The organism is Sorangium sp. So ce381 (genome assembly GCF_051473845.1).
Lineage (GTDB): Bacteria > Myxococcota_A > Polyangia > Polyangiales > Polyangiaceae > Sorangium > Sorangium atrum.
Genome location: NZ_CP150336.1, coordinates 525,100 through 538,138, shown reverse-complemented (window position 1 = coordinate 538,138; position 13,039 = coordinate 525,100). Strand labels below are relative to the sequence as shown.

At 72.0% G+C, this 13,039-nt stretch carries 2 protein-coding genes; both read left to right on the top strand.

The annotated features are described in order from the left end of the window. Window positions 1–268: 268 nt before the first annotated feature. On the top strand, window positions 269–850 hold the full coding sequence (locus WMF29_RS01980) for a cupin domain-containing protein (RefSeq protein WP_437327215.1): 582 nt from the start codon (window positions 269–271) through the stop codon (window positions 848–850). A gap of 594 nt (window positions 851–1,444) precedes the next feature. Then, window positions 1,445–13,015 (top strand): amino acid adenylation domain-containing protein, encoded by an 11,571-nt coding sequence (locus tag WMF29_RS01975; RefSeq protein WP_437327214.1) that lies wholly within the window; start codon window positions 1,445–1,447, stop codon window positions 13,013–13,015. Window positions 13,016–13,039 lie beyond the last annotated feature (24 nt).

Below are 13,039 nucleotides of genomic sequence, written 5' to 3'. Positions count from 1 at the left end.
TGATCGGCGCGCTCCACGGGATCGGCAGCATCGCGTCTCGACACTTTCAGGCTCGTCCAGAGAGCGGCCTTCCCGGGCCACGCTACTACACTGGCCCAGTATTGTCCATTGCTCAGCCAACACACCGCTCCCGTGCGACGATAGCGAGCGATAAAGCCGATTCGAAGCAGGGAATCGATCGAGCGCACCGCCATAGCCCGCGGTATCTTTGGAAGAGCCGCGCCGAGCACTCCAGGAGCTCGGCGGCGGAAGACAAGGGGGATCTATCATGAGGACGCTGAAGATCACCTCGGAGCAGATGCGCTCGCGCATCGCGCGGTTCGGCGAGCTCCGGGCTCACATGAATCACACCGTCGACACCAGCATCCCACAGGAGGCGTTCGACGCCGTGAACCCTCCTCTATATCTACTGATGGCCCACGCGGCGGACGGCGCGCGCGAGGGGACGGGGCCGGCCATCGTCGGCCCCAAAGGCATGAGCGTGGGCATCGTCAGCTGCATGCCTGGCGACAAAGTCCCTCTGCACGTACACCGTCGCTCGAGGGAGGTGTTTCTGTGCCTCACTGGCCGCTTCGCGCTGCGCTGGAACGAGGGCGCCACGGAGGAGACGACGCTCGAGCCGTTCGATATGATCGACGTGCCCGTGGGCGTCTACCGGCAGTTCGAGAACGTCGGCAAGGAGCCCGGGCTGCTCCTCGCCATCATCACCGACGAGCGAGAGGACGAGCCGGGCGACGTCGCCATCGCCCCCGAGGAGAGGGCGCGCTTCGCCGAGCGCTTCGGGCCCGCAATCCTGGAGAAGCTCACGGCGACGACTGGCATTCTCTTCACCGATCCTCCCGCAGAGTAGCGCCTGCCCTCGCGGTCCATCCGCGGGCAGCCCCGCCGAGCCCCGGAGGTGCCGCAGCTCAGGGCCACACCCGGCCCCATGCCGGCGCGGCCCCGGGCGCGGCACAGATGAACTGGCTCGAGCAGGAACTCGGGCGGGAACTCGGGCGGGAACTCGGGCGGGAACTCGGGCGGGAACTCGCGCAGAAACTGCGCAGGAACTCGGACAGCAACGAGATGAGGCTCCCGCTCATCGCCCGAACGATTTTGATCATTCCGCTTGGCAATGCTACGATAAAGGATCATTATTAATTCTATAGACCAAGAAAACGTGTCGCCGGGGGAGGCGAAGACGTCGAGTTCTCGCGTGATGGTTCCGTGACAGGCGTACGCCTGATGCGCGCTCGGGGATGGATTGCGCGCTCGGGAGGAGGAGCGCCGTGTCACCGAGGGCATCGCTGAGCCGACAGCCGGCGCGCGAGCGGATGGAGCGCCTGACAACCTGCATGGTGCCGCATACGCGGTGCGCGTGAGCCCATTGCGAGGGCCCCTCCGAACGCTCGGAGCGGGAGGAGGGAGGTGCTCGCTGACATGAACGGACAGGAGGGCATGCGCCATGGTTGAGCTGACTTACGCGCCACTTTCCTTCGAGCAAGAGACGAAGTGGCTCCTTGCTCGAGTCCATGGTCCCGCGCCGATCATCCATGAACGAGGCGCGGCCTGGCTCGACGGGGATCTCGACGTGCCCAGGCTGCGCCGCGCGGTCGAGGCGATCGCGGCGCGCCACGAGCCGCTCAGGACCTCCTTTGTCGAGCGGGAGGGAGAGCCCGCGCAGGTCGTCAGGCCGACGGTGGAGATCGACCTCGGAGAGGTGGACCTGGCCGCGGACCGACAGCCCACCTCGGACGAGGCGGCGCTCGCGGCCGCCCGCGAGGAGGTCGCTCGCCCCTTCGAGCTCGAGCATGCCCCGCTCTGGCGGGTGACGCTCATCCGGGCGCACCCGCGCCGCCACCTGGTCGCGCTGTCCATGCACGGCCTCGTCTGCGACGGCGCCTTCAGCGTGGGGCTGTTCTTCTCGGAGCTCTGCGCCCTCTACCATTCCACGACGCCTCCGGCGCTGCCCATGCGCTATCAGGACCACGTCCGGCGGCAGCTCGACCGCGCCGCCGGCGATCGCCTCGACGCGCGGCTCGACCACTGGACACGGGAGCTCGCCGGCGCGCCGACTGCCCTGGATCTTCCGACGGACCGGCCGCGGCCCGCCGTGCAATCCTTCGACGGAGGGTCGATCGAGCGCGCGCTCGACCGATCGCTCCTGCAGCGCCTCGAATCAGCGGCCCGGGACGAAGGAGCGAGCCTGTTCACCGCGCTGCTCGCGGGGGTGCTGGCCGTCCTGCACCGGATCACCGGCGAAGAGGATGTCTTGATCGGCACGCCCCTGCACGGGCGTGATACGCCGGGCGTTCGGGAGCTCATCGGCCTCTTCGGCGGCCCGGTGATCGTGCGGGGCAGGTTCGGCGCGCAGCCCTCGTTCCGACAGCTCCTGCGCCAGGTACACCGCTCCATCGAGGAGGGCAGAGCGAACAGCGAGGTTCCCGCCAGGGCGCTGCTGGAGAAGCTCGCCGCGCCGCGCGACCCGGGCCGCACGCCGCTCGTCCAGGTCCTCTTCGCGGCGACGCCCCCCAGCCCCCCGCCATGCGCTGGGTCGCTGCTGACGCTGACCCGAACGGACCTCGACCTGCCGTGCGTCGGTCACGATCTCGTGGTGAGCATCCAGGACGCCGCCGCAGGGGTCGTCGCGAGGCTCGATTACCGCCGCGATCTCTTCGAGCAGGCGACGGCGGTCAGGCTGCTCGAGCAATGGCAGGCGCTGCTCGGCGGCGCTGCCGAGGACCCTGATCAGCGGATTTCGGATCTGCCTCTCCTGTCGGCCGACGCGCGGCGGCAGCTCCTCGTCGACTGGAGCAGCGGCGCGGCGACGGCCCCGCCGCGCGAGCTGGTCCACGAGCAGGTCGAGGAGCAGGCGCGCCGCGCCCCTTCCGCCGCCGCGGTGGCGTTCGAAGGCGAGCGCCTCACGTATGCCGAGCTGGATCGGCGGAGCAACCAGATCGCTCACCTCCTCAGGAAGAACGGCGCCGGGCCTGGCGCGCTCGTCGGCATCTGCCTGGAGCGCTCGCCGGACATGATCGTGGCCGCGCTCGGCGTGCTCAAGGCGGGGGGCGCTTACGTCCCCCTCGACCCGGCCTATCCGCCGGCTCGGCTCGCGTTCATGCTGGAAGACGCGAAGGTGTCGGCGCTCCTGACCAGCGACCACCTCGTCGGCCGCGTGCCGAGCCGCGGGCTCAGCGTCGTTCGCCTCGACGCGGATCGGGCGACGCTCGATCGCGAGCCCGTGGACGAGGTGCCTCCCGCCGCTGGCCAGACGCCGGACGCCCTGGCGTACGTGATCTACACGTCGGGCTCGACGGGCCGGCCGAAAGGGGTGCTCGTGGAGCACCGCGGGCTGACCAACCTGGTCGCCTGGCACAGGCGCCGGTTCACCCTGTCCAGCTCCGATCGCGCCACCCTCATCGCGAGCCCGGGCTTCGACGCTTCGGTCTGGGAGATGTGGCCCGCGCTCTGCTCCGGCGCGTGCCTGTACATCCCCTCCGAGGCCCTCCGGCGCTCGCCCGCCGACCTCAAGCAGTGGCTGCTCGAGCAGCAGATCACCGTCTCCTTCGTCCCCACCCCGCTCGCCGAGGAGCTGCTGCGCCTCGACTGGCCCGCGCGCTGCGCCCTGCGCGCCCTGCTCACCGGCGGCGACAGGCTCAGGCTCTGGCCTCACCGCGCCATCCCCTTCGAGGTCGTCAACAACTACGGCCCCACCGAGGCCACCGTCGTCACCACCTCCTGCTCCCTCCCCAGGGGCGCGCACGACGACCGCGGCCCCTCGCGCGAGCCGCCCATCGGCACCCCCATCGACAACGCCCGCGTCTACCTCCTCGATCCCCGGCGACAGCCCGTCCCCGTCGGCGTACCTGGCGAGCTCTACATCGCCGGCGACGGCCTCGCCCGCGGCTACCTCCACGACCCGCAGCTCACCCGCGACCGCTTCCTCCCCGACCCCTTCTCCTCCGACCCCGCCGCGCGCATGTACCGCACAGGCGACCTCGTCCGCTGGCTGCACGACGGCAACATCGAGTTCCTCGGCAGGCTCGACCACCAGGTCAAGATCCGCGGCTTCCGCCTCGAGCTCGGCGAGGTCGAGGCCGCGCTCAGGCAGCACCCGGGCCTCGACGACGCCGTCGTCCTCGCCACCGCCGACGCACACGGCGACACCCGCCTCGTCGCCTACGTCGTCCCGAACAGCGGCGAGCAGCCCGCAGCGCCAGGCGTGGAGGCGTCGCCGGCAGCGCTCCGCGCGCACCTCCAGGGCAGGCTGCCCGAGCACATGGTGCCGTCCGCCTTCGTCGCGCTCGACGCGCTGCCGATGACGGCGAACGGCAAGGTCGATCGAGCGGCGCTCCCGGCCCCCGGCCCCGCGCGGGCCGCGCTGGCGCACGCCTTCGTCGCGCCTCGCTCTCCGGTCGAGCGGGCGCTCGCCGGGATCTGGCAGGAGGTGCTGCGGCAGGAGCGCGTGGGGGTGCATGACAGCTTCCTCGAGCTGGGCGGCAGCTCTGTCCATGCCGTGCGGCTGCTCTCCCGCGTGCGCAGCGCGCTCGGGGTCGAACTCAAGTTCCAGGAGCTCTTCCGCCACCCGACCATCGCCGAGTTCGCGCCCCTCGTGAGGCGGGAGCGCGCGGCGCGCGGGGCCGAGCGCGCGATCTCGCCCGTCCCGCGCTCAGGGCCGCTGCCCCTGTCCTTCGGGCAAGAGCGCCTCTGGTTCCTCCAGCGGCTGGCGCCGGAGAGCCGGGCCTACAACTGCTTGTTCCCGTTCCGCCTGCGCGGGCGCGTCGACGTCGGAGCGCTGGACAAGAGCCTCCGCGAGCTCGCGCAGCGGCACGAGATCCTGCGGACGACCTACGCAGAGCGCGACGGGCGGCCGGTCCAGCTCATCGCACCGCAGAGCTCCTTGCAGCTCAACGTGATGGATCTCCAGCACCTCTCCGCGGAAGAGCGGGAGGTCGCGGCGCACCAGCGCATCAACGCAGAGGCGCAGACCCTCTTCGACCTCGAGCGCGGCCCCGTGCTCCGGGCTTGCCTGCTCAAGCTCGGGCCCGAGGACCACATCCTGTGGCTCCACCTCCATCACATCGCGACCGACGGCTGGTCCATCGAGCTCGCGTTCCGCGAGCTCGCCCTCCTGTACGACGGCCACCGCGGGGGCGCCCCCGCGGCGCTGCCCGAGCTCGCGATCCAGTACGCCGACTTCGCCGCGTGGCAACGCGAACACATGAGGGACAGCGCCCGAGCAGAGCTGCTCGCCTGGTGGAAAGAGCGGCTGCTCCACGCGCCGCCCCTGCTCGATCTGCCGAGCGATCATCCGCGGCCGGCGATCCAGAGCCTGCGCGGCTCTACCGTCTCCTTCCGGATCGACGCGCCGCTCGCGGAGCGCCTCGGGGAGCTCAGCGCCCAGCGGGGGATGACGGTGACGATGGTCCTCATGGCCGCCTTCGCCGTCCTGCTGCACCGCTACACGCAGCGCGACGACATCTTGATCGGAATGCCGAGCGCCAACCGGGCGCGCATGGATCTCGAGGAGATCATGGGCTTCTTCGTGAACACGGTGCCCATACGCGTCGATCTGTCCGGCGACCCGAGCTTCGACGACCTGCTCCAGCGGGTGCGGAAGCTGTGCCTGGAGGCCTACGAGCACGACATGCTGCCCTTCGACGTGCTCGTGCAGGAGCTGAGGCCCGAGCGCAGCCCGGGCTACAACCCGGTCGTGCAGATCGCGTTCGCCCCGCAGAGCCCAGCGGAGCGCGATCTCGATCTCGCCGGGATCGAGGTCCGTCCCATCGAGGCCGACGCCGGGAAGACGATCTTCGACCTCTCGCTGTATTCCTGGGAGGGCCCCGACGGCGTGACGGGGATGTTCGAGTACAGCACCGATCTCTTCGACCGAGCCACGATCGAGCGGATGGCGGAGCACCTGCTGACGCTGCTCTCCACCGCGACCTCGGGGCCGGATCAGCCGGTGTCGTCCCTGCCGCTGCTCACGCGCGTCGAGCAGCGGAGGCTCGTGATCGAGATGAACGACACCGCGGTCGACCATCCGGGAGACCGGTGCGTCCTCGACCTGTTCGAGGAGCAGGCAGCGCGCGCGCCGCATGCCTTGGCGGCCGTGGCCGACCGCGGCACGTTGACGTACGGCGAGCTCGATCGCCGAGCGAACCAGCTCGCCCACCGCCTGCGCGAGGCCGGCGTGGAGCCGGGGACGGCGGTCGCGATCCACGCAGAACGGTCGCTCGATCTCCTGGTCGGCATCGTCGGGATCCTCAAGGCTGGAGGGGCGTACGTCCCCTTCGGCCCCGAGAGCTCGAGCGAGCGGCTGGAGTTCATGCTGAGCGATTCCGGGGCGCCGGTGCTCATCACAGGGGCGCGCCTCGCCGACCGCATGCCGTCGTTCGGCGGCGTGGTCATCCGCCTCGACGCCGACGGGTCGACGCTCGCCTGGCGGCCTGAGTCGGCGCCGCCGAGGATCACAGGCCCCTCCGATCTGGCGTACGTGATCTACACGTCGGGCTCGACGGGCCGGCCGAAAGGGGTGCTCGTGGAGCACCGCGGGCTGACCAACCTGGTCGCCTGGCACAGGCGCCGGTTCACCCTGTCCAGCTCCGATCGCGCCACCCTCATCGCGAGCCCGGGCTTCGACGCTTCGGTCTGGGAGATGTGGCCCGCGCTCTGCTCCGGCGCGTGCCTGTACATCCCCTCCGAGGCCCTCCGGCGCTCGCCCGCCGACCTCAAGCAGTGGCTGCTCGAGCAGCAGATCACCGTCTCCTTCGTCCCCACCCCGCTCGCCGAGGAGCTGCTGCGCCTCGACTGGCCCGCGCGCTGCGCCCTGCGCGCCCTGCTCACCGGCGGCGACAGGCTCAGGCTCTGGCCTCACCGCGCCATCCCCTTCGAGGTCGTCAACAACTACGGCCCCACCGAGGCCACCGTCGTCACCACCTCCTGCTCCCTCCCCAGGGGCGCGCACGACGACCGCGGCCCCTCGCGCGAGCCGCCCATCGGCACCCCCATCGACAACGCCCGCGTCTACCTCCTCGATCCCCGGCGACAGCCCGTCCCCGTCGGCGTACCTGGCGAGCTCTACATCGCCGGCGACGGCCTCGCCCGCGGCTACCTCCACGACCCGCAGCTCACCCGCGACCGCTTCCTCCCCGACCCCTTCTCCTCCGACCCCGCCGCGCGCATGTACCGCACAGGCGACCTCGTCCGCTGGCTGCACGACGGCAACATCGAGTTCCTCGGCAGGCTCGACCACCAGGTCAAGATCCGCGGCTTCCGCCTCGAGCTCGGCGAGGTCGAGGCCGCGCTCAGGCAGCACCCGGGCCTCGACGACGCCGTCGTCCTCGCCACCGCCGACGCACACGGCGACACCCGCCTCGTCGCCTACGTCGTCCCGAACAGCGGCGAGCAGCCCGCAGCGCAGGACGCGGCGTTCCAGGCGGAGCGCGTCTCGGAGTGGCGCGCGCTGTACGACGATACCTACGGCAAGGACGGCGCCATCGCCGCGCCAGACCTCGACACGACGGGCTGGAACAGCAGCTACAGCGGCGCGCCCATCGACGCGGCGGAGATGGGCGCGTGGCGCGATCTCACCGTCGATCGGATCCTGTCCTTCCAGCCGAAGCGGGTCTGGGAGATCGGCTGCGGGACAGGCCTCCTGCTCCTGAAGGCGGCGCCCCGCTGCGAAGCGTATCTGGGGACCGATTTCTCCGAGCAGGCCATCTCGCTGCTCCGCTCCCGGCTCGCAGCCAGCGAGCACGCGCACGTGACGCTGGAGCGCCGCGAGGCGAGCGACTTCAGCCGCGTCGAGCCCGGAAGCTTCGACGTGATCGTCCTCAACTCGATCGTGCAGTACTTCCCCGACGCCGACTACCTGCGATCGGTGCTCGAGGGCGCCGTGCGGTCGATCGCTCCCGGTGGGGTCGTGTTCGTCGGCGACGTGAGGAGCCTCCCCCTGCTCGAGGCGTTCCACGCGTCGGTGCAGCTCCACAGGGCGTCGCCGGATACCCCGGCCGCGGAGCTGCGGAGCCGGGTGCGGCGCGCGATCTCGACCGACGAGGAGCTCGTCATCGCGCCCGACTACTTCCGCGCCCTCTGCGGCCAGATCCCGGGCGTTAGCCACGTCGAGATCTGGCTCAAGCGCGGCCACGGCGCCGACGAGATGACCCGCTACCGCTACGACGTCGCGCTGTTCGTGGGCGCGGCGGCGGAGCCGGTCGCGATCACCCGTTCGCTGGACTGGTCGGATGCGTCGGACCTCCACGGGATCGAGCGGTCAGTGCGCGAGGATCGCCCCGGGGCGCTGGAGGTGCTGGGCATCCCGAACGCGCGCGTGGACGTGGACGTCGCCCTGGCCGCGGCGCTGTCGACGGCGAGCGGGACCAAGGCGGAGCTCTGCGGCGCGGGCGGCGCGCGCGCCGGCGCCGCGATCCAGCCGGAGGCGCTCTGGGAGCTCGGCAGCAGGCTGGGCTACGCGGTCCGCGTCACGTGGTCGCGGACCGGAGGCCCGGGGCGCATGGACGCCCTCTTCGAGCGCGACGGGGATCCGCGGAGGCCGCGCGCGTCTCGCGCGGCGCGCGCCGCCGAAGGGCAGGCCCGCGCTCCGCTGGCCAACAACCCGCTCCGCGCAAAGCAGGCGCGCGCGCTCCTCCCAGGCCTGCGGGCGTTCCTGTCGGCGAAGCTCCCCGAGTACATGGTCCCGGCGACCTTCGTGAAGCTCGACGCGCTGCCGCTCAACGCGAGCGGAAAGGTCGATCGGCGCGCGCTGCCCGCGCCCGAGCGCCCGGCGCCGAGCGCCGCCCCGAGGGCCGCCGCGCCGGCGTCGGACATCGAGGCGGTCCTGAGCGAGATCTGGCGGAAGGTGCTCGACCTCGACCGCGTGGGGCTCGACGACCGGTTCTTCGAGCTCGGCGGCCACTCGCTCCTGCTCGTGCAGGTCCGGGCCGCGATCCAGGCGCGCCTCGGCCGGGACGTGCCGATCGTGGAGCTGCTCCAGTACCCGACGATACGCAGCCTGGCCGCTCACCTCCGGGCGGCCCCTCCCGCCGCGGAGGCCGACGAGAGCGGAGCGCCGGCGCCGCCGACGCTCCCCTCGAGCCGCCCCGGCCCCGCTTCGGCGCGCAGGGCGGTGCCCGAGAACGCCGTCGCGATCATCGGGATGGCCGGGCGCTACCCCAAGGCGCGCGACGTCGACACGCTCTGGTTCAACCTGCGCAACGGCGTCGAGGGCATCCGCTTCTTCACGCCCGAGGAGCTGGAGGGCTCGGGCGTCGATCTGGACCTGATCCGAGCGCCGAACCTCGTGCCGGCGTGCGGCGTGCTGGACGACGCGATGTGCTTCGACGCGCAGTTCTTCGGCTACAGCCCGAACGAGGCGACGCTCATGGACCCGCAGCATCGGATCTTCCTCGAGTGCGCCTGGGAGGCGATGGAGAGGGCCGGCTACGCCCCGCTCTCCTGCAAGCAGTCGGTCGGCGTCTTCGCCGGGAGCGAGGCCCCGCTGTACTGGCTGGAGCGCGTCGGCGTGCCCAAGGCGCCGCTGAGCGCCGAGTACTACAAGGTCCTCACCGGGAACGTCACCGACGGCCTGACGACCCGGGTCGCGTACAAGCTGGGCCTCCGCGGGCCCGCCGTGACGGTGCTGACGGGGTGCTCGACGTCGCTCGTCGCGGTGCACCTGGCCTGCCAGAGCCTCGCGGCGAAGGAGAGCGACATCGTCCTGGCGGGCGGCGTCGTGGTCCTCCCGCCGACGCGGCTCGGTCACGTCCACGAGGAGGGCTCGCTCGCGTCGCCGGACGGACACTGCCGGCCGTTCGACGCCGACGCGCAGGGGACCGTGGCCGGCAGCGGCGTGTCCGTGGTCGTGCTGAAGCGGCTGGAGGACGCGCTGAGCGACGGCGATCACATCCACGCCGTCATCCTCGGCTCCGCGATCACCAACGACGGCGCGGTCAAGGTCGGTTACGCCGCGCCGGGCCTGGAGGGCCAGACGCGGGCGATCCTCAAGGCGCACGCCGCCGCGGGGGTCGAGCCGGAGAGCATCGGATTCGTCGAGGGCCACGGGACGGGCACGAAGCTCGGCGATCCGATCGAGGTCACCGCCCTGTCGCGCGCGTTCAGAAACGGCACTGACAAAGTCGGCTTCTGCGCGCTGGGCTCGGTGAAGAGCAACCTCGGGCACCTCGGCGCCGCGGCGGGCGTCACCGGGCTCGTCAAGGCCGCGCTGTCGCTCGAGCGCGAGCTGATCCCGCCCACGCTCCATTTCCGGCGCCCGAACCCCGAGCTCCACCTCGAGAGCAGCCCGTTCTTCGTCAACGCCGCGCCGCTCGCCTGGAAGCGCGGAGCGCGCCCGCGCCGCGCCGGAGTGAGCGCCTTCGGGATGGGGGGCACGAACGTCCACGTGGTCCTGGAGGAGGCGCCCGCGCTGGAGCCGTCCGGCCCGTCGCGGGCCTGCCAGCTGCTGGTCCTTTCCGCGCGGACGAGCGAAGCGCTCGAGGGCATCACGGATCGGCTGGCCGGGCGCCTGCGGCGCGCGGCGGACGTCTCCCTCCCCGACGTCGCCTTCACGCTCCAGCAGGGCCGGACGCCGTTCGCGCATCGCCGAGCGGTCGTCTGCCGCGACCTGGCCTCTGCGGCCACCCGCTTGCAAGCGCGCGATCCCGTCCATGCCTTCAGCCATGTGTCCGAGGCACGCTCGCCGAAGGTCGTGTTCCTGTTCCCCGGCGGAGGCAGCCAGCGCGTGGACATGGGGCGAGAGCTGTACGAGAGCGAGCGCGTCTTCCGGGAGAGCATCGATCGGTGCGCGGTGCTGTTCCAGCGCGCGCTGTCCATGGATATCCGGGCGCTGCTCTTCCCGGGCCCCGAGGAGCGGGAGCGCGCAGCCGAGCAGATGCGCGCCCCGTGCGCGAACCTGGCGGCCATCTTCTCGACTGGATACGCGACGGCGCAGCTCCTCCTGTCCTGGGGCATCCGCCCCGCGGCGGTCAGCGGACACAGCCTGGGCGAGTACACGGCCGCCTGCGTCGCGGGCGTGCTGTCGCTCGAGGCCGCGGTGCAGCTCATCGCGGCGCGCGGGCGCCTGTACGAGCTGCTGCCCGAGGACATGGCGACGCTCGTCGTGCACCTCTCCGAGGACGCGCTGGTCGAGCGGCTCGGCGATGGCCTCTCCCTGGCCGCCGTCAACGGCCCGGGGGCGTGCGTCGTCTCCGGGACGCGGCCGGCGATCGAGCGCCTCGAGCAGGAGCTCGCGCTCGAGGGCCACGAGACCCGGCGCCTGCCGGTCGCCCTGGCGGCGCACTCCGCGCTCTTCGGCCCCCTCGCCGACCGCTTGACCCAGCTGGCAGCCTCCCTGGAGCGACGGGCGCCGCGCGTCCCGATGATCTCGAACCTCACCGGCGCATGGATGACGGACGCCGATGCCCAGGATCCGTCCTACTGGGCGCGGCACCTCCGGGGGACCGTCCGCTTCGGGCGAGGGATCGCAGCGCTGCTCGCCGACCAAGATCACGTCTTCGTCGAGGTGGGGCCCGGGCGGACCCTGGCCACGCTGACGAGCCGGCACCCCGACGCCGGCGCGGGGCGGCTCATTCTCACCACCATGGCGAGCTCGGGATCCGATCGGACGGACCTGGAGGCGCTGCTCGCCGCCGTCGGCCAGCTCTGGTGCGCCGGCGCCGACGTCGACTGGGCGGCGTTCTCCCGGGACGAGCGGCGCCGGCGCGTCCCGCTGCCCACGTACCCGTTCAAGCGGACGCCGTACATGCTCGGCGCGCCGCGCGCGGCGCCTGCGTCGATGGCAGCGCCTTCGTCGGCGCTCGACAGCAGCGACGCCCCGTCGCGCACGGCGCCCGCGCCGCAGCGGATCGGCGCGACGCCCGAGGAGAGGGAGGGCGCGCCCGCGGATCACGTGGCGCGCACGCTCGCGGACATCTTCAAGAAGGTGCTCGGCGTGGCCAAGGTGCGGCCGCACGACAACTTCTTCGACCTCGGCGGGAGCTCCTTGAGCTCCATCGAGCTGCGAGCCCAGATCAAGGAGCGGCTGAAGATCGAGCTACCGGTGCACGCGGTGCTGGAGCTCCGCACCGTCGCGGCGCTCGCCGACCACATCCGCGGGAGCCAGCCCCCGAGCGCGCCCGCGCCGCGGAGCGCCCCTCCCACCCACAGGAGCGCGAGCGCCGCGGCGTCGGAGCGCGGGAACGGTCGGCTCCTCGTCCCGCTCCAGGTCGGGTCGCACCGGAGGGCGCCGCTGTTCCTTGTGCAGCCCATCGGCGGCACGGTTTACATCTACCGCGAGCTGGCGCGGCAGATGGGCGCCGAGCTGTCCGTCTACGGGATCCGGGCGTCGGGGATGGAGCCTGGCGAGCCCGTCTTCACCGAGATCCCCGCCATGGCGGCGCGGTACGTGCGCGAGCTGCGCACCGCCCAGCCGGAGGGGCCGTACCTCCTGGGCGGTCACTCGGCCGGCGGCGTGATCGCGTACGAGATGGTGCAGCAGCTCCTCGCCGAGGGGAAGAAGGCGCAGCTCCTCCTGCTGGACACCGGATCCCTGGCGTCCGCGCGGCGCACGTCGATCGACGGCGCCGACGACATGGTCCGGGAGATGAGCGCGCTCCAGGAGACGGCGCCCAAGGCGTACGAGGGCTTCGTCGCGGCGCTCCAGGAGGACACGCCGTTCCGCGCCATCGTGCTGAGCACCTGGCGCGCCATGACGCTCTACGAGCCGCGCCCGACGCAGGCCAGCGTCCTGTTCGTGCGCGCGCGCGAGCAGCTCGACGAGAGGGAGTCCGACGACGCCGGCTACTGGATGAACCTCACCCGCGGCCCGTTTGCCATGCACCAGGTCCCCGGCAACCATTTCACGATGATGGAGCCCCCCCAGGTCGCGTCCGTGGCCCGCGTCCTCCGGGAGCACATCGCGGCGCGGAGCCAGGCGCGGCCCGGGATCCCCTCGGCCGCCGCCCGGGCGAGGACGAGCCGCTGGAGCTCCCAGAGGAACGGCCCGGACAGCAGCCCCGACAGCGGGGACACGACGCACTGAGAGCCGGTCGAGCCAGCGCTGCGC

What these genes read in the sequence shown, in the direction of transcription:
- WMF29_RS01980 (WP_437327215.1), top strand. Translation starts at nt 269, where the DNA reads ATGAGGACGCTGAAGATCACCTCGGAGCAGATGCGCTCGCGCATCGCG.
- WMF29_RS01975 (WP_437327214.1), top strand. Translation starts at nt 1,445, where the DNA reads ATGGTTGAGCTGACTTACGCGCCACTTTCCTTCGAGCAAGAGACGAAG.